Genomic DNA, 24392 nt, shown 5'->3' on the forward strand with positions numbered 1-24392 from the left:
AAACAAGCATAAAAATCAACGTGTTGACAAATATGAATCCTAGTCCCAAACATTCACTCCGACTCGCATTAGCAGGCTTGCTTTTGGGCTCAGCTGCCTTCGCGCAGTACCCGAAAATCCCGGCCGCAGCCAAAAAAACAAGCGATTCCCTCCTCGCGGAGGCCGAACGCAAATCGGAAATCGCGTGGCAGAAGGCATTGCCGATCATTGAAGCCGAGGCTAAAAAGGGTAAGCCCTACATTCCCTGGGCGGCGCGTCCGGTGGATTTGCCGCAGTCCGATATCCCGGCATTTCCGGGTGCCGAGGGCGGTGGCGCATTCAGTTTCGGAGGCCGCGGAGGGCAGGTGTATGTGGTAAAAAGCCTTGCGGACAGCGGCCCGGGCACGCTGCGGGACGCCTGCGAGCAGGGCGGGGCACGTATTATCGTGTTCAATGTGGCGGGGATTATCCGTCTGAAAACGCCGCTCATTATCCGTGCGCCTTACATTACCATTGCGGGGCAAACGGCCCCGGGCGATGGCGTGTGCGTGGCGGGCGAGAGCGTGTGGATCAATACGCACGATGTCGTGATCCGGCATATGCGTTTCCGTCGCGGGGAGACATTTGTAGGCCGGCGCGACGATTCCATCGGCGGTAACCCCATCGGCAACATTATGATCGACCACGTGTCGGCGAGCTGGGGATTGGACGAAAACATGTCGATGTACCGGCACATGTACAACGACAGCACCGGCGCGCAGGAGCAGAAGCTGCCGACCGTTAACATTACCATTCAAAACTCGATTTTCTCCGAAACACTCGATACCTGGAACCACGCATTCGGCAGCACATTGGGCGGCGAAAACTGCACGTTCATGCGCAACCTTTGGGCGAATAATGCAGGGCGTAACCCGTCGATCGGCTGGTTCGGGATATTCAATTTTGTAAACAATGTGGTGTTCAACTGGGTACACCGGTCCATCGACGGCGGCGATTACCGCGCGATGTATAATATTATAAACAACTACTTCAAGCCCGGCCCCGAAACGCCGAAAGACTCGCCGATCGGCTACCGCATATTGAAACCGGAAGCAGGCCGCAGCAAGCTGAAATACCAGGTTTACGGCCGTGCTTACGTGAGCGGCAACATTATGGAGGGCTACGACAAGGTCACCAAAAACAACTGGGACGGCGGCGTGCAGGTGGAAGATCAGCCGAATGCAGGCAAGTACACCGACAATATCCGCTGGCACGAGCCGCTGCCGATGCCGACGTTCCCGATCATGACCGCGAAGGAGTCGTTCGACTACGTGATCGCGAATGCAGGTGCCACACTCCCGCGCCGCGACCCCGTGGATGCACGCGTGACCATGCAGGTACGTACAGGAAAGATCAATCCGCTGGATAACGTAAAATTGCCGGAGAAGCAGTTCGAGCACCGTCGCCTGCCGATTGATTCCTACAAAAACGGCATTATCACCGACATTTCGCAGGTAGGGGGTTACCCTGAATACAAAGGCACTCCGTACCAGGATTCCGACGACGACGGCATGCCCAACGACTGGGAGATCAAGTACGGTTTGAACCCGAAAGACCCGTCGGACGCGCGGAAAGATATGAGCGGCGATGGCTATTCCAACATCGAGAAATTCATCAACGGCATCGATCCGAAGAAGAAAATGGATTGGAAAAACCCGAAAAACAACCATGATACCCTGGCTTCGCTGAAAGGTGCGCCGGGCCAAAAATAGTATTGCTTTGGACAGACTGAGATACTTGGTTAAGGTGATGAAATTCGATACGGTCCTGTCGCTGACAGGATTGTATTTTCTTTTGGCACCCGTTGCATTCGGCCAGAAGAAGCCCCAAAAGGCATCACCGGTTGCATTGGCGGAGGATGGCCGGCTGGCCTATGCGCCCGATTCGCTTGGCAACCGCATAGTCGATTTCTCGTATGCGGGCTACATGGCCGGTGCGCAGGCAATCCCGGACGCGCCCATCCGTGTAACCGTGCCTGCCCGAGAGGGCGATGCTACGGCGCGCGTTCAGGCGGCGATCGATTACGTGGGTGGGTTGCCGTTGGATGCAAACGGTTTGCGCGGCGCGGTGTTGCTGGGTGCCGGTACGCACAGGGTTTTGTCAGGTATTGTCATGAGGAAGTCAGGGGTTGTTTTGCGGGGGACTGGAACGGGTGAGGGCGGCACTGTGCTGCTGGGCGATGGGCGTACGCGGGAGACTGTGATCCGGATTTTCGGGGAAGATCATGTGGTATTAAAACCTAAACTGCGCGTTACCAATGACCATGTGCCGGTGAATGCAATGCATTTTGAAGTCGAAAATGCGGGATCGCTGAAAGTAGGCGATAGGGTTCGCGTTGTGCGACCTTCCACTGCCGAGTGGATCAAAGCCTTGAAAATGGAGGAATTTGGCGGTGAAACCGGCTGGCTGGGCTGGAAACCGGGACAGCGCGATATTACCTGGGACCGAACTGTGACGGCCATTTCGGGTAGCAGCATTACCATCGATGCACCGATTACCACTGCGCTGGATCATAAAATGGGCGGCGGGTTTGTAGTGCCTTATCAATGGGCAGGCCGCATTAGTCATATCGGAATTGAAAACATCCGCATTGAATCGACATTTGATCCAAAGAACTTGAAAGACGAAAACCATCGCTGGATGGGCATCACATTTGAAAATACTGAAAATGCCTGGGTACGGCAGGTGACTTTCCGGCATTTGGCCGGTTCGGCGGTAGCAGTTTACGAGTCGGCGTCGAAGGTTACTGTCGAAGATTGCAAGTCGCTGGAACCGGTTTCGGAAATTGCCGGGCAGCGGCGGAACACCTTTTTTACGCAGGGCGGGCAAACGCTTTTCCAGCGTTGTTATGCCGAAAATGGCTTGCATGATTTTGCCACCGGCTATGTAGCACCCGGCCCGAATGCATTCGTGCAATGCGAGTCGCGGTTACCGAACGGGTTCAGCGGGGCCATTGATAGCTGGGCTTCCGGTGTGCTGTTTGATATTGTGCATGTAGATGGAAATGCATTGAGTTTTAAAAACCGGGGCCAGGACGGGCAGGGTGCGGGCTGGACGGCCGCGAACTCGGTGTTTTGGCAATGCTCGGCCTCACGGATCGAGAATTTCGCGCCGCCGGGAGCGCAGAACTTTGCATTCGGGGCGTGGGCGACTTTTGCTGGGGATGGTTTCTGGGAGAATGTGAATGAGCATATCCAACCGCGAAGCCTGTACTATGCGCAATTGGCCGAGCGTGTGGGAAAGGACGTTTCGGCCAGAGCTTTCCTGGTACCGAAGGAGACCGAAGCATCCAGCAGCCCCAGTTTGGAACAAGCGGCCGCATTGGTTGAAGGTTCACACAAACCCGCCGTTTTGCTGGCGGATTGGATCGATCGGGCTGCGCAGCACAACCCGATTACGATTGCAGTAGAGACGGAAGCGGTTGTTGCCGCAACCGGACATTCGGCTAAAAAGTCAGCCACAAGCTCTGCACCGGCAGTTAAATCCATTGACGAAATTGGGTTCACTTCAACAAAAAACACTACCACACAACCCGCATTAACCATCCGCAACGGGCGACTGGTGCGCGGAAACGAACTCGTTACTGGCGCGCGGTACGAGGTACCGTGGTGGCGCGGAAGCATCCGTCCGCATGATGTAAACGCCGCCAAGCCGCACATTACCCGCTACGTGCCCGGCCGCGTGGGAAAAGGATTTACCGACGATTTGCAGGAAATGACGGACTCGCTTCAAAAACAGCACGTTACCGTTGTGGACCACAACTATGGCCTTTGGTACGACCGCCGCCGCGACGACCACGAGCGCATCCGCCGCATTGATGGTGAAACCTGGCCGCCGTTTTACGAACAGCCGTTTGCGAGAAGTGGCCAGGGGGGCGCCTGGGATGATCTGAGCAAGTACGATTTGCAGCATTATAATGAATGGTACTGGAACCGCCTGCGCGAGTTTGCAACGCTGGCCGATCAGAAAGGGCTTTTATTGTATCACCAAAACTATTTCCAGCATAACATCCTCGAAGCCGGCGCGCATTACGCCGATTTCCCCTGGCGGACTGCCAACAATATTAATCAGCCCGGTTTCCCCGAGCCGCCGCCTTACGCGGGTGACAAGCGGATTTTCATCGCCGATCAGTTTTATGACATTTCAAATACGGAGCGAAAAGCATTGCACCGGGCCTATATCCGGCAATGTCTGGATAATTTCGTGGACCAGAGCAGTGTGATCCAGTTTATTAGCGCCGAATATACCGGTCCGCTGCATTTTGTGCAGTTCTGGCTGGATGTGATCGGCGAATGGGAGCGGGAGAAGGGCAAAAATGCATGGGTAGCATTAAGTACGACCAAAGATGTGCAGGACGCGATCCTCGGCGATCCGAAATATGCCGCGTTGGTGGACATTATCGACATTCGCTACTGGCACCGGCGAGAAAATGGCACCGATTATGCACCGGAAGGTGGCAAAAACCTGGCTCCGCGCCAGCATGCGCGCATTCAAAAAGTGGGTAAAGTGTCGTTCGGCTCAGTGTACAATGCCGTTTTGGAATACAAACAGAAATACCCGACGAAAGCGGTGCTCTACAATGCAAATGGCGCCGAGCAAAATGCCTGGGCGGTGCTGTTGGGAGGTGGGTCGGCGAGCGCAGTGCCTAAGTTACCGAACGGGTTTTTGCGGGCCGTTTCCGGGATGGAGCCTTTGGAGATGAAAGATCTGCCGCAGGATAACCGGCAGTATATTTTGACCAAACCAGGTGAGGGGTTGGTCATTTATCAGGAAGTAAATGCGCCTTTGCAAGTGGATCTGACGCAGTTCAATGGTCATTATCAAATGCAACGCATCCATGCACGTACGGGTGCTGTTTTAGCTAAATCAGAAAAAATTAAAGGAGGAAAACTGGTTTCACTGTCTTCCAAAGAGGCAGGGCCCGTGATCTATTGGTTTTCGAAAAAGTAATGGGGTATTTAAAAATTGGTTTTGGAATAATATGTATCGGACTCGCGGGCTTGACGGGTTGCGCGCGAAAAGCAACCGGGCCTGCCGTGCTGAAAGCGGAGGATTACAAACACCACGTGACCTATTTCAATCGGATGGAGGATGAAAACAAGGTGAATGCGATCCCGAATGCACAGTCGTGGGACTGGATGAAGGCGAATATTCCGCTGTTCGACTGTCCGCAGGATAATTTCCGCGAGATTTATTACTACCGCTGGTGGACTTACCGCAAGCACATTCATAACACGCCGCAGGGCTTTGTGATCACCGAGTTTCTGGTCGACAGGAATTATGCAGATAAATACAATATGATCAGTTGCGCCCTCGGCCATCATATTTACGAAGGCCGTTGGCTGCATGATCAGCGTTATCTGAATGACAATGTGCACGTGTGGTTCCGCGGGAACGACGGCGGGCGAATGAAAAAGCTGCTCAATTTCAGCAGCTGGACCGCCGACGCATTGTACAACCGATATAAAGTGACGCAGGACAAGGCATTCCTGCTCGATATGCTGCCCGACCTCGACTCGGAATACAAAGCGTGGGAAAAAGACCGCCGCACGGAAAGCGGTCTTTTCTGGCAAACCGACGTGAAAGATGGTATGGAGGAGTCGCTCAGTGGCGGCCGCAGGGAGCAGAATGCACGCCCGACCATCAACAGTTATATGTATGGTAATGCCAAAGCGCTCTCGGCCATGGCAGCATTGAAGGGCGACCACGCCATGAGCGGGTTTTATGAAAGTAAAGCGGATACCTTGAAACAGCTTATTGATAGCAAGTTATGGAATGCCGACAGCGCCTTTTTTGAAACGGTAAAGAAGCGGGGCAAAGGACCTTTTGCGGGCGTGAAAGAAGCGATCGGGTTCATTCCGTGGTATTTCAACATACCTGATGAAAAGTACGATGCGGCCTGGAAACAGGTGTCGGACCCGAAGGGTTTTAATGCGCCATTCGGCCTAACTACCGCCGAACGGAGGCACCCGGAATTTCGTACGCATGGCTGCTGCCAATGCGAATGGGACGGTGCCGTGTGGCCGTTTGCGACCGCGCAAACGCTGACCGGCCTCGCCAACCGACTCAATGCACCTAAACCGGAAGTATTGGCGGATACGACCTATTTTGGATTGCTGGAAAAATATGTGGAATCGCAGTACTACCGCGGCAAGCCGTACATCGGTGAATACCTCGACGAAAAGACCGGTTACTGGCTCAAAGGGGACCAGGAGCGGAGCCGTTACTACAACCACTCGACATTCAACGACCTGATTATTACCGGCCTCGTGGGCCTGCGCCCGCGTGCGGATGAGGTGATCGAGGTGAACCCGCTTATACCACAGGATAAATGGGACTGGTTTTGCCTCGACGATGTGCATTACCACGGCAAACGGATCACCATTCTTTGGGACCGCGACGGCAGCCACTATAAAAAAGGAAGCGGCTTGCAGGTATTTGTGAATGGCAAAAAAGCGGGCTCGGCCGACCGGATTTCAAGAATTTTAATTAACCCATAAACCCTGCATTGCAGCATTAACCTATATCTCTAATGCACAGACCCATGCGAAGAACATTACTAAAATGGTTGCTATGCGGCTCCGCGGCACTTTTGACGTTGCGCGCGAATGCACAGAACTTTAAAGACGGTATCCTCGTCGATGAAAACATTTTTGAAACAGCCCCTTTCCCGGAAAGTCACGCTTCGACGATTGCCGAAACGCCTGCCGGGCTGGTAGCGGCGTGGTTTGGCGGGACCAAAGAGCGTAATCCCGACGTGGGCATTTGGGTAAGCCGTTTGGAAAATGATAAATGGACGGCGCCGGTGGAGGCAGCGAACGGTATCGTGAACGACAAGCTCCGCTACGCGTGCTGGAACCCTGTTTTATACCAGATTCCGAAGGGCGACCTGATGCTCTTTTACAAAGTGGGGCCGAATGTGGCGGGCTGGAAAGGCTTCCTGATTACATCGAAAGACAATGGCAAGACCTGGTCGAAACCGACGGAGTTGCAGGAAGGGTACCTGGGCCCTGTGAAAAACAAGCCGGTGCTGTTAGCGAACGGTGAACTCTGGTGTCCGTCGAGCACAGAGGGAGAGCATGGCTGGCGCCTGCATTTCGAGGTGACGCCCGATTTTGGCAAAACCTGGCGGAAGGTAGGCCCGTTGAACGATGGGAAGACGATCAAAGCCATTCAACCGAGCCTGCTAACCTACGCTAACGGCGATATGCAAATCCTTTGCCGAAGCCAGAGCCGCTCGATCGTCGAATCCTGGTCGAGAGACGGAGGCAAGACGTGGTCGGAGGTGGTGCCCTCGACACTGCCCAACAACAACTCGGGTACCGATGCCGTGACGTTGAAGGATGGCCGGCAGTTGCTCGTTTACAATCACGTAAAGCCGCCGGCTGGTCAGCCAAAAGGGCCGCGTACGCCGCTGAATGTGGCTGTGTCCAAGGATGGTAAAAACTGGGAGGCGGTGCTGGTTTTGGAAGATTCGCCGATCAGCCAGTATTCGTACCCGTCGGTGATCCAGACGGCCGACGGCATGGTGCATATTGTGTACACCTGGCGCCGTCAGCGTATCAAGCACGTGAAAATCGATCCGTCGAAGCTCAAAGGCAAGGCGATCGTGGAGGAACAGTGGCCTATTTGAGTTTGAGATCATGAAAAGAAGAAATTTTCTGAATGTCTGCGCTGCCGGAATGGCGGCGTTGCCGTTTTCGTCGTGGGCGATAGAGATGCCCCGCATGGCGAAAAAGTCGCGGTACAAAATTGCCGTGATTGACCTGATGATCCTGAAAAGGCAAAAGCTGAGCGCATTACCACTGGCGGATGAAATAGGGGCGGATGGCCTGGAAGTGGATATGGGCGGCCTGGGCGACCGGCCGACTTTCGACAACAAGCTCGCGGACCCGGTTGTACGCAGGCAATATCTTGACAAAGCGAAGGAGTTGAACCTGGAAATCTGTTCGCTCGCGATGACCGGCTTTTATGCACAATCGTTTGCGAAGCGGGACGGCGCCGAAAAAATGGTAGAAGATTGCATTGAGACTATGAAACAAATGCGTGTCAAAACTGCATTTCTGCCGCTGGGCATTCAGGGAGATCTGGTTAAAAATCCGGAATTACGGCCTGCGATTGTGGAAAGGCTCAAAACAGTTGGTAAAATGGCTGAGAAGGCGAGCGTGGTCATTGGCATTGAAACTGCGCTGGATGCAAAAGGGGAGGTGGAGTTGCTGAAAGAAGTCGGTTCTAAAAACATTCAGATCTATTTCAACTTCTCGAACCCGCTCAAAGAGGGCCGAGACTTGTGCGAGGAGCTGCGCATTTTGGGCAAAAACCGCATTTGCCAGATCCATTGCACCGACGAAGACGGTGTATGGCTTCAAAATAATACACGGCTCGATATGCGGAAAGTGAAGGCCACACTCGACAAAATGGGCTGGAAAGGATGGCTCGTGATCGAGCGCTCGCGCGACGCAAGCAAGCCGCGCGATGTAAAAGGTAATTTTAGCGCCAACACCGCTTTTATGAAAACCGTTTTTCAGTCGTGACTCTCCCATTCTGCCATTTCATGACTCATGGCTTCTGTCGGTATATACTGAATTTGTTGCTGGTTTTCAATGTATTGCCTACTCTTGCGCAGGGGTTTTCACCGGAGCAGTACAACTTGAAATGGACGAGCCAGAGCCTTAATTCGGGGGAGTCGATGCCCTGCGGAGGCGGTGATATCGGGTTGAATGTATGGGTAGAGAAGGGCGATTTATTGTTCTACATCTCGCGCAGCGGCGTTTTTGATGAAAGTAATGTAATTCCCAAGCTCGGGCGCGTACGTGTGAGGCTTTCTCCGAACCCATTCGAGGCTGGCGGGTACTTTCAGCAGGAGTTGAAGTTGCGGGAGGGTTATGTGGAGGTTTCGGGAAAAAAAGGCAAGCTGGGAGCGACGGTAAAGATTTGGGTGGATGTTTTCAAACCGGTGGTGCATGTGGATATCGATGGCAGCAGCCCGGTTTCGGCACAAACCTGGTACGAAAGCTGGCGAACGGAACCTGCTGTGCTGAAAGGTAATGCAAGAGGTGCCAGTTCGTACAAATGGGCTGCGCCGCAAGTGCCGGTATTCCCGGATAGCATCAAATTCGAAGGCAATGGCGTGTTGTTTTATCATCAGAACCGTGATTCTACGATTTTTGATGCAATTGTGAGTCAGCAGAAGCTGGAATCCGTGAAATCGAAACTCTGGAACCCGCTGGGAAACCTGACTTATGGTGGCTGGATGACAGGCAAAAACATGGTCGCCGAACCGAAGGTTGCAACGGGCCGGTATGCTGATGCGGCTTTCAAAGGGTTTGGATTGAAAAGCAAATCGCCTTCACGCAGCATTCAGGTCGGCATTTACTTACATACGGATCAGCAAAAGGACATTTCGATTTGGAGAAAGGGCCTTTCGGAAACCATTGCCGCCGCGACGACTGAGGCGAAAACGGCACGGACTAAAACGCTAGAATGGTGGAAGCAATACTGGCAACGGAGCCATATCGCTTTGAATGTGAGCAAAAAAGATAGTGCTTCGCCGGTTTGGCAGGTGGGACGCAACTATCAACTTTTCCGTTACATGCTCGGGTGCAATGCGTTCGGTACCTATCCGACGAAATTCAACGGCGGACTGTTCACGTACGACCCGGTTTTTGTAGACACTTCCTACCATTTCACAGCCGATCACCGCAATTGGGGCGGAGGTATTTTTACTGCGCAAAACCAGCGGCTTGTTTACTGGCCGATGCTCAAAAGCGGTGATTTTGACATGATGAAGCCGCAATTTGAGTTCTATCTGCGCATTTTAGCCAATGCGGAAACCCGTACGCAGCATTACTGGGGCCATAAAGGCGCTTCGTTTACCGAGCAAATCGAGAACTTCGGTCTGCCCAACTACGCCGAGTACACGTCGAAACGCCCGGCCGGTTACGACCCGGGAATGGAGTACAACAAGTGGCTGGAATATCTTTGGGACACCTCGCTGGAATTTTGCCTGATGATCCTCGACCAGCAGCATTTTACCGGCGCAGATATTTCACGTTATCTCCCGTTAATTGAAAGCTGTGTGGTATTTTTTGATGAGCATTATCAATACCTGGCCGCTCAACGGAGCGCTGCGAAGCTGGATCAGAACGGCCATCTGGTGCTTTTTCCGGGCAGCGCGGCCGAAACCTATAAAATGGCCTACAATTCCACCACGACTGTGGCTGGCCTACAAACGGTGCTGGCCAGAATGCTCACGCTACCTTCACAGTACGGTAACGAGGCGCAGCGCAAGTACTGGCGGGAGATGTTGAGCCGGATCCCGCCATTGAGTTTCCGCGAAATGCGGGGGCATCGCACGATCGCGCCTGCGAGAGCATGGGAACGCATTCAGAACACCGAAATCCCGCAGTTGTACCCGGTATTTCCCTACGGCATTTACGGCATCGGAAAGCCCGACCTGGAAACCGCCGTCAATACGTGGAAGTACGATACCGAAGCCATCAAAAATCGCAACCACACCAGCTGGCACCAGGACAACATCTTTTGCGCACGACTGGGGCTTACCGAAGAAGCTGCCGGGTTGACGATCAGGAAATTGCAGGACTCCGGCCGTCGTTTTCCCGCATTTTGGGGGCCGGGCCACGACTGGGTACCCGATCACAACTGGGGTGGATCCGGGATGGTCGGCATGCAGGAAATGCTGATGCAAACTTCCGGGGATTCCATCTACATTTTACCTGCCTGGCCCGATGACTGGGATGTGCAATTCAAGCTCCATGCGCCCAAGAATACGACGGTAGAAGGAGAATGGAAAGCGGGTAAAATGGTGAACTTGAAAGTGACCCCGGAGCGCCGAAAAGGGGATGTAATTTGCTCTAAATGTGAGGTTAGTCGGTTTTAAGCGACAGCAAACGTTTATAACCGTTTAAATTGGATTCATCGCTTGGGATGGATATGGAATAGTGCTAGCTTTGGCATTACATAAATCGTCTGTCAAACTTAAACCACGCACTGAGTCATGAATAGTAATCCTGAAAAATATGAACTTGCTACGCCACTTATTTTTGGAACGGCTATTGGAAGCTTTGGCACACTCCTGGGCCCTATGGGAGCGATTGCAGGCTTTGCGGTAGGGGTGGGCCTTGGTTTTTGGTTTGATAAAAAGGCAGAAGGAGCTATCAAATCTAAGGACACAACGCCGCTTAAAGGTCCAGAGAAAAAAACTATTTGCCATTAGCCACGATCATTGATACTATTGATGATTGTATGGAAAAGTACTTTAACCCGTATGTCATTTCGATGGCAATTAGTTTAATTGGCTGTTTATCATATGTAGTGTTTGCGACAATTAAGCACGGTATTCAGAATTTGCATGAGCGAGAGGTTGCCATCATTTTTTTTGACTTCATCGCAATTTGTTCTGCGGTGAAAATTGTTTGCATGTCGTTTGATGCAACAATTTGCCTTCCTGATTTGAAGACAGATTTGGGATTTCTTGTTTTGGGCGGACTGATGATGAGCTTGGTTGCGATCAAAAGTATTGTGTCGAGGTTTAGATTGGTGAACTCGCAGTCCGAAAATTGCACCAAAGGCAATATATCGCATGAATAAATCAATATTTTTTAGTTTTGTTTTCGATTGTTTTTCTTTTCTTTGTTTTAGTGAATAAAGAATGGTTTAACAAGTTCAAAACAAGGCTTGCGGAATGTTGAACGGCCCATTTGTTCTGGCGATCGATCAGGGTACGAGTAGTACTAAAACCGTCATTTTTAACGAGAAAGGCAAAGTAGTGGCGCGGGGTAACGAGCCCTTGCAGACGATGTATCTCGATGGCGGTTTGGTGGAGCAGGACCCACAGGAAATTTATGAGAATGTGTTAGCGTCGGTAGCCAAATGTGTGGCCGATTTCACGGCGAAGGGTGGACGTATAGGGGATATCCGTTCGTGCGGTATTTCCAACCAGCGCGAAACATTTGTGCTTTGGGATAGGGATGGAAAACCGCTGCATCAGGCGGTAGTGTGGCAGTGCAAACGCTCGACGACAGTGTGCGAGCAATTGCGTGCGGCTGGACTGGAAGAAATGATCCGGCAAAAGACCGGCTTGCTGGCAGATCCCTACTTTTCTGGCTCGAAAGTGATTTGGTTGAATCTTTACAATGAGGTTGTAAAGGCCGCCATCGTGCAGGGTAATGCATTTTTTGGAACGGTAGACACCTGGCTGCTTTACAGGTTAACAGCCGGGGCAGCCTATCTCACCGATCACACCAACGCATCGCGCACTTTGTTTTTTAATCTGGAAACATTGTCATGGGATGAAGAGATCATCCGTTCATTCGGACTGGACGGGTTGCATTTGCCGGACATTCAGCCGTCTTCCTCGTATTTCGGAGAGACGGACTTTGGTGGTTTGTTGCCCGACCCTGTGCCGGTCACCGCGATGATCGGTGATTCGCACGCCGCGGCCTTCGGGGAAGGGTGCTTCGGCCCCGGAATTGCCAAAGCGACGTTGGGAACGGGTTCTTCGATCCTGATGAATATAGGCCGCGAGCCGAAACCGTCACAGCAGGGAATGGTGACGACAATCGGTTGGAGCGCAGGCGACAGGGTCGAGTACGCCCTGGAAGGCGTGATTGTGACCTGCGGCGCGACGATCGAATGGCTTAAAACACACCTTGGGCTGTTTAACGACGTCCGGGAGACAGAGCCCATGGCGCGTTCTGTCGGTGATAGCGGCGGTGTTTACCTCGTACCGGCGTTCAGCGGGCTGGGTGCTCCGCACTGGGATATGAACCGGAAAGCGTCCATTACCGGTCTGACATTTAATGCAAACAAAAACCATATCGTGCGGGCGGCACTGGAATCTATCCCTTTTCAGATCAAGGATGTGATCGTGGCGATGGAGTCGGACACCGGCATTGCGTTGGAGGAATTGAAAATAGACGGAGGGTTAACTTCTAATTCTTTCGTCGTACAAATGCTGGCCGATTTGCTCGAAAAGCCGGTCGTAAACCTGGGCTTTCCCGAAGTTTCGGCCTTGGGTGCGGCTTATCTTTCGGGTTTGTATTCAGGTGTTTATCCTGACATCGACCATTTGCAAAAATTGAGTGCGGGCCATTCATCGATACTGCCCAACGCTGCCAATGAGGCGGTGAAAGCGAGCTATCGGGGCTGGCAGGAGGCCGTTGGTGCTATGCAGCAAGTTTACATAACACATTGATCATGAAGTTTCTTTATCTAATTAGTGTGCTTTTTGTGTTTTCGCTTTCCGTTTTTGGGCAGGATCGGGCGGCTGCACGCGTGGAACGCTGGGAGCGGTTTGAGTTGACACTGGCAGGCCCGCAAACCGGCAATCCTTTTGCGGACGTCAACTTGTCGGCGGAGTTTTCGAATGGGACTGAAAAGATCAAGGTGGACGGATTCTACGACGGAAACGGGCAGTATAAAGTGCGTTTTATGCCTCAAAAGGTCGGAGAGTGGAAGTACAGGACGATCAGTTCCAGCAAATCGCTGAATGGCAAAACCGGTGCATTTTCTTGTATAGAACCAGGTAAGGACAACCATGGCCCTGTACAAGTGGCTGATACCTATCATTTTAAATATGCCGACGGTACGCGGTATTATCCTTTCGGGACGACATTGTACGCCTGGACGCACCAGCCGGAAGGTTTGGAGGAAATTACCCTGAAAACGCTCGCCAATGCGCCGTTCAACAAGGTAAGAATGTGTGTTTTTCCAAAATACTACGCACATGTAGAAAACGAGCCGCCGTATTACCCCTATGTGAAAAAGGCGGAAACGAAGGATGCAAAGGGGAAACCGAAATTCCAATGGGATTTCTCACGCTTCGAGCCGGCTTTTTTTCAGCATTTGGAAAAACGGATCGATGATCTGAAAAAGTTGGGCATTGAGGCAGACATCATTGTTTTTCACCCGTATGATAAGGGTCATTGGGGATTTGACAGTCTTGGCAAAGAGAACGACCTCAAATATATCCGGTACCTGACGGCCCGTTTGGCGTCATTCCGGAATGTATGGTGGTCGTTAGCCAACGAATTCGATTATGTGAAAACGAAACCCCGCGCGGATTGGGATGTATATACCAAAGCCGTGGTCAATGCAGATCCATATGGTCACCTTTGTTCGATCCACAACGGGAGCGTTTATTATGACAACTGGAAGCCGGAGTTTACACATGTGAGTATCCAAAATGGCTCGACAGTAGAGGACTTCGGCCGCGCGACGCTGCTCAGGGATGTGTTTTTTAAACCGATGGTGTACGATGAGGTGTGCTATGAAGGCGATTTGCAGCAGCGCTGGGGGCATTTGAGCGGCGAGGAAATGACCGAGGCTTTCTGGCAGGGCGTGATCGCGGGCACTTACGTGACCCATGGAGAGACGTACAAGAATGCAGGTGATACGATTTTCTGGGCCAAAGGCGGCCGGCTTATCGGTAGCAGCCCGGCCCGGATCGGTTTTCTGAGGAAGATACTCGAAGAGGCGCCAGGGCCTTTGGAATTGTCGGATCCCTGGAAAGATCACCATACTTCGCGTGCCGATAGCAGCTATTACCTGGTGTATCTGGGCAAGAATATGCAACCGGAATGGGAATTCAGTCTGCCGCGCAAAGGAGGGCCAAAGGCGGGGCGGAAGTTTAAGGTAGAAGTAATCGATACCTGGCATATGACGATCGATGAGCGCCCGGAGGTTTTCGAAATCGCCGAAACCAACGATTACCGCATTTATGACAAGAAGCGAACGTCGATCCGCTTGCCGGCGACGCCTTATCTGGCGCTGCGCATTAAAGAGTACCTGGAATGATCACGACTTTGATTGGTTAACATAGATAGTAAAGGATTAAAAAGACCGGATCATGTCCGGTCTTTTTTTGCCCCGTTACTCATGAAAATCCTGGCTGGAACCCTCATACATATCCGCTTTCTGGGTATGATGATGAAAATCATCAAGATCGTGATTGTTCCGATTGGCGCAGCGCTCAGCGGGGCGCGATAATACTTGCAAGTCGGTTTGCAGAACGGGGGAATGGCATCCGGGCTTGCCGGTACCATGGGAAAACTGGGCACCGTCGAACTTGCGGCAGCTCTATTTATCCCCTGGATGAATATTTCGGGGCGATTTTGGCTAATTATTGGAGGAAGAGAGTGGATAGGTCCTGTGAAGAAGATTGAAGAAGGAGAGGGTGTTAAAGAGTAAACTCCGTGAAATCTACATGCCTGTAAAAGGGACTTTGCCGTGCCGCATTCAACTCTTGTTTGTCGAAAACTCCATCACTTATTTCTTTTTGGATTAACAGAATCAGATTGGGTTTAAGTGGAGGCAGGTCCGTTTTTATGATGTCGAATACCATTTCATAGTCGATACCTGTGTAGTCGTGTGCTACACGGTTGCGAAGTCCCCGAATCTGTTGAAACGGGACGTTTTTATACTTGTCGCGAAGGTTGTCGGATAGTCTGTTTGCTTGTTCTCCAATGTTAATCAGGAGGAGCAGGCTTGCATTGAAATGCATCTGGTCATCATTTTGAAAGAAATGGAGCGCATTGTTGAACCCAACTGTATAGACCTCAATTTTACCAATTGATTCCAGCATGATCAGCAGGGGCAAAAGGTCCTTGGAGCTAGCGTGTGACATATTTCAGATCTTGGCGAGCGCGATAGACAATGATTGGATCGGCGAATTTCTCAGGTACGAGATCCACTTTTATATCGAGAATCCGTTGCAGTTTTTCCTTTAATTTTTCCCGCGTTCGATATTCCATATTTTGCTCCAACAGAATGTCGATGTCATGGTACTTTTCACCGCGTGCGAACGATCCGAACAGCCCTAATCTGCTGATCCCGAACTCTTCGAAAATTCGTTCCTTCCGTAGTATCGCTTCAAGTTCTTGTATACTCATGGCGGCTATTTTTTCAAATATACCAAATTGTCCATCAAGTTTTGCCTCTCCCAACCTCCTCAAAATACGCCTCCCCGCATCCTGCCCGCCTTTAAAGTCAACTTCCAATCCATTTGTAGGCGAGTTGGAGGCAAATGCGCGGCAGAGCAGGGGGCCGGGCGAAAGAAATGTGATCATTCGAGAGCCTTACGCATAGGGCGCTTCAATGTAATATCGCCCTGTTATTCTTTTCATTAATTTTCCTGATGTCCTATTTATGCTTTCGGATGTAGTCTGTTTCGATTCGATTTGGAGGTCGCTATATGGCGGCCCTGTGAGCCTCTAAGTGTATAAAACTGGTTTTAAACAACTTTTTATAAAAATAAGATAGAAAATATTTACAAATGTTTCTTAATAAATAAAATAGTTCCTACTTTTCGTAAAAATTAGAATATAAAAGAAAGAAAAAGAAAATCACTTCTTCCCTAATCGTTTGAAATGTTTATGAAACAACTCTTACGCATCATGCTGGTGTGTCTGCTGGTAGTCCCGGTGGTACATGCGCAGACGCTGTCCGTGAAGGGCAGGGTAACGGGTGTAAGCGACGCCGACCCGCTTCCGGGTGTGAGCGTCGTGATCAAGGGTACGCAGCGTGGAACGACTACCAATTCGGACGGAGCGTTCCAGATCGACGTACCGGATCAGGCTACTGTGCTGGTATTCAGTTTTGTGGGGTACAAATCTGTGGAGGAAACCGTCGGCGCCCGTACCGACATCGGTGTAAGGCTTGTGCCTGAAAACAAATCGCTGGAAGAAGTGGTAGTGGTCGGCTACGGAACGCAAAGCAAACGGGCGGTGACGGGCGCGGTGATTTCCGTCAATTATGACAAATTTAAGGATCGTTCATTCAGTAACGTTAGCCAGTCGCTGGCCGGAACGCTGCCTGGGGTAAATATTTCGCAGTCGCAGGGTGCGCCGGGCGCGTCGCCGGTGATCAAAATCCGCGGGATCAGTTCGATCACCGCAGGTACGAGCCCGCTGATCGTGGTGGATGGTGTGCCGCTTGAAAACTTTAACCTGAACCTGATTAACCCGCAGGACATCGAGTCGATTGAAGTGCTGAAAGACGCGTCTTCGGCTGCTATTTACGGTTCGCGGGGATCGAGTGGGGTCATTATCGTGACGACCAAAACCGGTAAGCCCGGCAAAGTGAACGTGAGTGCGAACGTTGAATATGGTTCGCAGAAGGTGACGCGCCGTGTCAAAATGATGGACGCGCAGCAGTATATCGAGACCTATATCGATGCCAAAAACAATGCATGGACGGCGCAAGGCGGCAATGCGAGCGATCCAAACAGCGCCCGCCCGGCAACGCTGCGTATTCCGGAGGACTTTACGACCAATCCGCAGCAATTCGGAAAAGGTACCGACTGGCAGGATGTGATGTTCCGTACCGCGCCGTCGTTTAATGCACAAGTAACCGTGACCGGCGGCACCGAGAAGACCCAGTACATGTTTTCGGGCGCTTATCTGGACCAAACGGCAGTTTTGGATGCGAACTACTACAAACGCCTGGCGCTTCGTTCGAATCTCAAAACGCAGATTTCCAAGCGGCTTAGCGCAGGTCTGAATATTGGTATAACTTCCATTTTCGACCGCACGGAAGGTACGCAAGGCAAAAGCGACGTGATCAGCCTTGGTTTGCAAAGCGATCCGATTTTCCCGGTTTACAATGAAAACGGTAACCTGGGTTTCCGCGATCCGAATTCGACATGGTTCCGGTTCACGCAATACGCCGATATGAACCTCTGGCACCCGTACTCGCTCACGCGCGAGGTTGATAAGGGGCGCAAATCGTTCAACACGCTCGCGACGGGTTACCTGGAATACGAGTTCATCGACGGGCTGCGGTTCCGTACCAGTCTGAGCGGTAACCTGTACAACATGCGCAGCCATTTTTATTGGAACGATAAACAGAAATACGGCTATTCGGCGGTACTGGCTGCGCAGGGCAATGCGAGTGATGCATACATGCTGAACTGGCTGAGCGAAAATACCCTGACTTACGATAAGAAGTTTGGTGAGCATGCATTCACCGGCTTGCTAGGCTACACGAGCCAGAAGCAGCGCGATGAAACCATGTACGTGGCTGCCAATAATTTTCCGAACGATCTCGTACATACGCTCAATGCAGGAACCGTGACGGCCGGTAACACGACCGCCAGCGAATGGTCGCTGCTTTCGTACCTGGCGCGGGTTCAGTACAATTTCAAAAACCGGTATTTCCTGACCGGAGCATTACGCCGCGATGGGATGTCGCGCTTTGGCGAAAATAACAAATGGGGATATTTTCCTTCGGTGTCGGCAGGTTGGTTGCTCTCGGATGAGGCATTTATGTCGGGCGTGACGGCGGCGAATAACCTGAAACTCCGTGCGAGCTATGGGGTGACGGGTAACAATCAGATCCCCAACTACGGGGCGATCAGTCTGTTGGCGGCGGCGCAGTACGTAAACGGCTCTAACCTGGCCAATGGTTTGAAAGTAAGCAGCCTGGCAAACCCGAACCTGAAATGGGAGAAGACCAACCAGTTTAATGTGGGTGTGGATCTGGGCCTTTTCAATAACCGTATTAACCTTTCGGCGGAGTATTACAACTCGCTCACCCGCGATATGCTGCTCTTTGTGCCTGTGCCTGACATTACCGGTTTCTCTACCCAGCTGACCAATATCGGTAAAATGCGCAACCGTGGCGTGGAATTGAATATTTCAACCAAAAACCTGACGGGCGCGGTGACCTGGACAACGGATTTCAATATTTCCAGAAACCGCAATAAAGTGCTGCAACTCGGCCCGGGCAATGCGCCGATCCAGTATGTCGACAACGTCGTGACCGTGCGTACCGAAGTCGGCCAGCCGGTTTCGAACTTCTATGGCTACATTTTCGACGGAGTTTTCAAAAATCAGGCGGAAATCGATGCCTATCCGCACCATGCCAGCACCACACCGGGTGACCCGAAGGTGCGCGACGTGAATGGCGACGGCAAGATCAGCGATGCCGACCGGACGATCCTGGGTAACTATCAGCCGAATTTTACTGCCGGTATTACCAACACGGTGGGCTACAAGGGCTTCGAGCTGTCGTTCCTGTTTCAGGGCTCATTCGGCGGCGAGATTGCCAATAACAATGTACGCTACCTCGGCACCTGGGACAACGGGCGGAATTTCTTTGCCGATATGTACAACTACTGGCGGTCGGAGAGCAATCCCGGTGACGGAAAGCACTTCAAGCCGTCGGTGAATTACCTCGGGTTGCAGAAACAGTTTTCTTCTTACTGGGTCGAGGATGCATCTTTCGTGCGGCTGCGGAACGTGCGCGTGTCGTACGCGGTGCCTGCGAAATGGGTTTCGAAGCTGAAAGTGAGCGGCGCGCGGGTGTATGTGAATGCGGAGAATGTGCATTTGTGGAGCAAATACATCGGGTACGATCCGGAAAATACCACTTACGGCACTACTTCCTACTCTTCGAGTATGGAAACTGCCGGGTCGTACAGCAGCGGCAACGCGCCTGTGCCGGGCGCATTTCAAGGAGTGGATTACGGATCTTATCCGCTGCCCCGGGTGATTACTGTTGGGATTAAAGCTGACTTTTAAATGCCGCGAAGGCACCGCAGCGGCGGATAGCGAAGCAGGAAGGCCTTCGTGAGAATTCGTGTCTTCGTGGCAAACCAAAATATTAAAGCAATGAAAAAATACATCCAAACGATAGTCTTAGCAGCCTTAATAGCAGGCACTTGGAGCTGCAAGGACTCATTCCTCGAACTAGCACCGGTATCCAACCCCAGCGCTGAGAATTTTTATAAAACCAAATCGGATTTCGACCTCGCGGTTAATGCGGCCTACAATACGCTTTACACCGTGTATCATCCGCAAGGCCCTGTTTCCTATGCGGGTGAACTGATGTCCGACAATGTGACGATCTACAACATTTCGGGTAACCAGGCCGATAAGTGGCAGTTCCGGGACTACACGCTTGCGCCTGCGAATACGATGGTGTACCAGTTTTGGCAGGATTTTTACCGTTCGATCTACAACATCAATATCATTCTCGATAAAATCGGGAACGCCGACCTTGATGCCACCTACAAAGCCCAAACGCAAGGCGAAATGCTGTTCCTGCGCTCGCTGTACTACTTCAATATGGTTCAGCTCTGGGGTGATGTGCCGCTGGTAACACGGCCGGTGAGCGCGGCCGAAGCCTACGATATCCTGCGCACCCCTGCCACGGAAATCTATGCGCAAATCACGAAAGATCTCGCCGATGCAAAATCCAAACTCCCGGCCACTTCAGCCATTATCGGCAGGGCCACAAAGGGGGCGGCGCAGACGTTGCTCGGGAAGGTTTACCTCACAACCGGCGACAAAGCTAATGGGGTGAAGGAGCTCAAAGAAGTGTACGACAGCAAGCAGTACGATTTGCTGCCTGCGTATGCTTCGCTTTGGGATGCCAAAACCAAGAACACGAAAGAATCGATCTTTGAAATCCAATTTCTGGGCGGCTCGGCGACCTCGCCATACAGCAATTACTATCTCGAATTTTTCCCTAATTCCAATGCATTGGGCTTCTACGGCGCGGGTATGAACCAGGTCGTGGAAGATATCTGGAGTGAGTACGAGAAAGGGGATGGCCGCCGCGAAGCTTCTATCGATACGGGCTTTACCGATGCAAAAGGGAATTTTACCAAAGCAAAATTTCCTAAAAAATGGCAGGATAAAACTGCACCACTGATTAACCAAAACATCGCTGCCAATAACAACTTCATCGTGTTGCGCTATGCAGACCTGCTGCTGCTGCTCTCGGAAGCGACCGGCGACGCTACTTACCTGAACCAGGTACGCAAACGCGCCGGACTACCGCTTTACGGAGAAGCCGGTTATCCCGCGAAATACAATACCGTGGCATTGGCCGTAGAGCACGAACGCCGCGTGGAGCTCGCATTTGAGTTCCATCGATGGTTCGATTTGAAGCGTACCAATCGCGCAGTCGATGTTTTGACCGCGAAAGGTAAGCCCGTGACGCAGAGCAAGCTCGTTTTCCCGATCCCGAACATTGTCAGGGACCAAAACGCCAAAATCACGCAGAACGCAGGGTATTAGGAATTTGTGCGTGTAGAGTTTATGAGTTGAAAGTTTAGGAGTCTGGTGTCGTTCCCTGAACTCATAACTTTCAACTCTCCATCCTCCCTTTCCTCCAAATCAATGAACTTTAAACTCCTGAACTCCAAGTTCCTAACACTCCTTTGCTCCGGTATCATCACCGGTGCAAAGCCTGTTTATAGCCAATCCGGAACACTGAAAATTTTCGAAAATAGGCGGTTTTTTGAGGATCAGCATGGGAAGCCGTTTTTCTGGCTGGCCGATACCGGCTGGCTGCTTTTCAACCGCCTTACCCGCGAGGAGGCCGATCGCTACCTGACCGATCGCCAGCAAAAGGGCTTCAATGTGGTGCAGGTGATGGTGGTGCAGGCACTGCGTACCGTGAACGTGTACGGTGATTCGGCATTGGTGAACCACGATTTGGGTATGCCCAAAGTGACGGACGGGAATGCATTTGAAAACCAGGAGCAATACGATTACTGGGACCATATCGACTACGTGGTCGGGAAGGCTGCTGAAAAGGGCATTAAGATCGGCATGGTGCCTATTTGGGGTAATGCTGTGAAGAATGGAAAAACCAGCGCGGCACAGGCGAAGGCTTACGCACAATTTCTGGCGAGGCGCTACCGCGACTGGCCGAATATTGTGTGGATCAATGGCGGAGACATTCAGGGCGACGTTGTTCCTGGTATCTGGGAAGCGATCGGGGGCACATTGCGCGCCGAAGATCCGAATCATCTGATTACTTTCCACCCGTTTGGCCGAATGCAGTCTTCGAAATGGTTTCACAATCGGGAGTGGCTGGATTTCAATATGTTCCAATCGGGTCACCGCACTTATGCGCAGGATAACGAGGCCAAAGATTTGCGTTACGGCGAGGATAACTGGCGTTACGTGGAGACCGATTATGCCCGTACGCCGGTAAAACCTGTACTCGACGGGGAGCCTTCCTACGAAAATATCTGGCATGGCCTGCACGACAAAACGCTGCCGGTATGGACGGCCGACGATGTGCGGCGGTACGCTTACTGGTCGGTATTTGCGGGTGCCTGCGGGTTTACGTACGGGAACAATGCGGTGATGCAAATGCGATATGCGACAGACCCCAAATTGCCTTCCTGGGAAGAAGCGATGAACGATCCGGGAGCGGGGCAAATGATGCATTTGAAGAACTTAATGCTTTCAAAACCTTACTTCGAACGCGTGCCCGACCAGTCGCTCGTTGCTGAAAACGGCGAACGGTACGATCGGCTCATTGCCACTCGTGGGAAGGATTATGCATTCATTTACACCTGGAATGGCCGGGATATGAAGATCAACATGGGTAAAATAGACGGCGCGAAGGTGAATGCAAGCTGGTACGATCCGCGCACAGGCGAAATCCAGGTTTTAGGAAAATTTGAAAACAAAGGCATCAAAACATTTAACCCGCCCGGGGAGGTTAGAAACGGGAACGATTGGGTTTTGGTGTTGGAAAAATAACGCTATGCAAAAAGATTTAACCGGAATACTGGCCCTGTGCCTGGTTGTGGGCTTGGCAAATGCACAGGATACGATCCGCTACACGGGTAAAACGCTGGTGAACGTAGACTACCATCACGGCCAGCTGAGCCCGGCTATCGGCGTGCATTCATACCAGACGCTACGCGCGAACCGGACGGACGTAAGCGGGGATTCGGCTATCACCTGGACTTACAATCACGCTCCGATGCTGGCGTATTGGAACGGGACATTTTACTTAAACTACCTCAGTAACCCCGTCGGTGAGCACATCCCACCGGGGCAAACGCTTTTACAGACCTCGAAAGACGGTAAAACCTGGACCAGGCCCGTGGCAATTTTCCCACCTTACAAAATCCCCGACGGTACGAAAAAGGAAGGTCACCCGGGTGTGGCGAAGGATTTATACGCGGTCATGCACCAGCGCATGGGTTTTTATACATCCAAAAGCGGCCGGTTGCTCACACTGGCTTATTTCGGGATGGTACTGGATGCCAAAGACGACCCGAACGACGGCCACGGCATTGGCAGGGTGGTGCGGGAGATCAAAAAGGATGGTACTTACGGCCCGATTTACTTTATCCGGCATAATGCTTCCTGGAAAGCGCCTTCGGATTATCCGATGTACACCGAAAGTAAGGACAAGGGCTTTGTGGAGGCGTGCGACGAGTTACTTGCCAATAAGTTGGTGACCCAGCAATGGGTGGAAGAGGCCGATCGCGACGATCCGGTGATCAGTTTGAAAGGGGAATATAAAGCATTCAGTTTTTACCACTTGCCGGATGGTAGGGTAGTGGGGCTTTGGAAAAATGCATTGACCAGCATCAGCAAAAACGAAGGGAAAACGTGGCTGTATAAGCCCAAACGTGCGCCGGGTTTTGTGAACAGTAATGCGAAGATATGGGGGCAAAAAACGTCGGACGGGAAGTATGCCACGGTTTATAATCCGTCGGAATTCCGTTGGCCGCTTGCTGTTTCGGTTAGTGACGATGGTTTGAACTACAAAAATCTGCTGCTCGTGAATGGAGAGATTACTTCGATGCGCTATGGCGGCAACTATAAATCCTATGGCCCCCAATATGTGCGGGGTATTTCGGAAGGAGACGGCACGCCGCCGGACGGCAATCTCTGGGTGACGTATAGCATGAACAAAGAGGATATTTGGGTGTCAGAAATACCTGTTCCTGTGCGGGACAAAGCCGAAAAACATGCATCCGACCGCTTTGCGCAAATGCCCGACGGCAAAGAACTGGCCGGGTGGAACATTTACAGCCCATTGCAAGCGCCGGTAAGCATTGGCAAGTCTCGGGATGGCAAGGCATTGGTTATCAAAGACGCCGACCATTTCGACTATGCCCGGGTGGAACGCGTGATTCCCGCCACGAAAAAGCTGATAGCAGAGTTTTCTGTGACGCCGGATCAAAACAATACCGGTTTGCTCGATATCGAATTCCTCGACGCCAGGGGTACGCCGGGCATTCGTTTGTCTTTTGATTCAACCGGGGTGTTCCGTTTGAAAGCGGGGTATCGGAATAAGACGCTTTTGGAATACCAAAAAGGCCAGCACTATGACATTAAGGTGCAAGCCAACACCGAAACGCGGTTGTACTCCGTCGTGGTGAATGGCAAGCAGGTTGGTACCGGCGTACTTTTTGCGCCATTGGAATCCGTGAGCCGCATTGCTTTCCGCACCGGCGGCACCCGCCGCTTCCCGGATGCCGACACGCCTACCGACCAGATGTACGACCTGCCCAACGCCGGTATGAAAGACCCGGAAGCTGTTTTTGCCATTGATTATCTGATTACCAAGTCATTTTAAATTCGGATTTT

General features: G+C 51.8%; 16 protein-coding genes. 14 read left to right on the forward strand and 2 right to left on the reverse strand.

Annotated features, from left to right (window positions below):
• The first annotated feature begins 32 nt into the window (after positions 1-32).
• The 10 genes from J2Y43_RS28525 (at position 33) to J2Y43_RS28570 (ending at position 14835) form a co-directional block, all read left to right on the forward strand.
• Positions 33-1730, forward strand: a complete 1698-nt coding sequence (locus J2Y43_RS28525; protein WP_309990597.1) for a polysaccharide lyase — start codon at positions 33-35, stop codon at positions 1728-1730.
• 7 nt (positions 1731-1737) lie between these two features.
• On the forward strand, positions 1738-4968 hold the full coding sequence (locus J2Y43_RS28530) for a DUF6298 domain-containing protein (RefSeq protein WP_309990600.1): 3231 nt from the start codon (positions 1738-1740) through the stop codon (positions 4966-4968).
• Between the two features lie 86 nt (positions 4969-5054).
• Positions 5055-6518, forward strand: a complete 1464-nt coding sequence (locus tag J2Y43_RS28535) for an MGH1-like glycoside hydrolase domain-containing protein (RefSeq protein ID WP_309990602.1) — start codon at positions 5055-5057, stop codon at positions 6516-6518.
• A gap of 44 nt (positions 6519-6562) precedes the next feature.
• Positions 6563-7651 carry a sialidase family protein gene (locus J2Y43_RS28540; RefSeq protein WP_309990604.1) on the forward strand — a complete coding sequence of 363 codons (1089 nt, stop codon included), beginning with the start codon at positions 6563-6565 and terminating at the stop codon, positions 7649-7651.
• 10 nt (positions 7652-7661) lie between these two features.
• Entirely contained in the window at positions 7662-8552 is an 891-nt protein-coding gene (locus tag J2Y43_RS28545) for a sugar phosphate isomerase/epimerase family protein (RefSeq protein ID WP_309990606.1), read from the forward strand.
• A 20-nt stretch (positions 8553-8572) separates the two neighbouring features.
• Entirely contained in the window at positions 8573-10918 is a 2346-nt protein-coding gene (locus J2Y43_RS28550; RefSeq protein WP_310226696.1) for a DUF5703 domain-containing protein, read from the forward strand.
• 117 nt (positions 10919-11035) lie between these two features.
• Positions 11036-11254 carry a hypothetical protein gene (locus J2Y43_RS28555; RefSeq protein WP_309990612.1) on the forward strand — a complete coding sequence of 73 codons (219 nt, stop codon included), beginning with the start codon at positions 11036-11038 and terminating at the stop codon, positions 11252-11254.
• A 29-nt stretch (positions 11255-11283) separates the two neighbouring features.
• Complete coding sequence (locus J2Y43_RS28560) at positions 11284-11628, forward strand: hypothetical protein (RefSeq protein ID WP_309990616.1); 345 nt, start codon at positions 11284-11286, stop codon at positions 11626-11628.
• 94 nt (positions 11629-11722) lie between these two features.
• Complete coding sequence (locus tag J2Y43_RS28565; RefSeq protein WP_309990620.1) at positions 11723-13234, forward strand: glycerol kinase GlpK; 1512 nt, start codon at positions 11723-11725, stop codon at positions 13232-13234.
• A gap of 2 nt (positions 13235-13236) precedes the next feature.
• Complete coding sequence (locus J2Y43_RS28570; RefSeq protein WP_309990622.1) at positions 13237-14835, forward strand: DUF5060 domain-containing protein; 1599 nt, start codon at positions 13237-13239, stop codon at positions 14833-14835.
• 382 nt (positions 14836-15217) lie between these two features.
• On the opposite strand, the gene J2Y43_RS28575 is transcribed toward J2Y43_RS28570, so the two are convergent.
• Both J2Y43_RS28575 and J2Y43_RS28580 read right to left on the reverse strand, forming a co-directional pair.
• Entirely contained in the window at positions 15218-15664 is a 447-nt protein-coding gene (locus tag J2Y43_RS28575; protein WP_309990624.1) for a HepT-like ribonuclease domain-containing protein, read from the reverse strand.
• A complete protein-coding gene (locus J2Y43_RS28580; protein WP_309990626.1) occupies positions 15651-16106 on the reverse strand; it encodes a nucleotidyltransferase domain-containing protein in 456 nt (151 codons plus the stop codon). Before J2Y43_RS28580 ends, J2Y43_RS28575 begins: the two co-directional genes overlap by 14 nt.
• Before the next feature lie 306 nt (positions 16107-16412).
• Here J2Y43_RS28580 and J2Y43_RS28585 point away from each other — a divergent pair, with 306 nt between their 5' ends.
• From J2Y43_RS28585 to J2Y43_RS28600, 4 genes are all read left to right on the forward strand, one after another.
• The gene (locus tag J2Y43_RS28585; protein ID WP_309990629.1) at positions 16413-19559 is read left to right on the forward strand and encodes a TonB-dependent receptor; all 3147 of its coding nucleotides are present in this window, start codon (positions 16413-16415) and stop codon (positions 19557-19559) included.
• A gap of 90 nt (positions 19560-19649) precedes the next feature.
• Positions 19650-21062 (forward strand): RagB/SusD family nutrient uptake outer membrane protein, encoded by a 1413-nt coding sequence (locus J2Y43_RS28590; RefSeq protein ID WP_309990631.1) that lies wholly within the window; start codon positions 19650-19652, stop codon positions 21060-21062.
• 102 nt (positions 21063-21164) lie between these two features.
• Positions 21165-22544, forward strand: a complete 1380-nt coding sequence (locus J2Y43_RS28595) for a glycoside hydrolase family 140 protein (protein WP_309990634.1) — start codon at positions 21165-21167, stop codon at positions 22542-22544.
• Positions 22545-22548: 4 nt separating this feature from the next.
• The gene (locus tag J2Y43_RS28600; protein WP_309990635.1) at positions 22549-24381 is read left to right on the forward strand and encodes a six-hairpin glycosidase; all 1833 of its coding nucleotides are present in this window, start codon (positions 22549-22551) and stop codon (positions 24379-24381) included.
• Positions 24382-24392: the final 11 nt, after the last annotated feature.

This window comes from Dyadobacter sp. BE31, assembly GCF_031457695.1.
Classification (GTDB): domain Bacteria; phylum Bacteroidota; class Bacteroidia; order Cytophagales; family Spirosomataceae; genus Dyadobacter.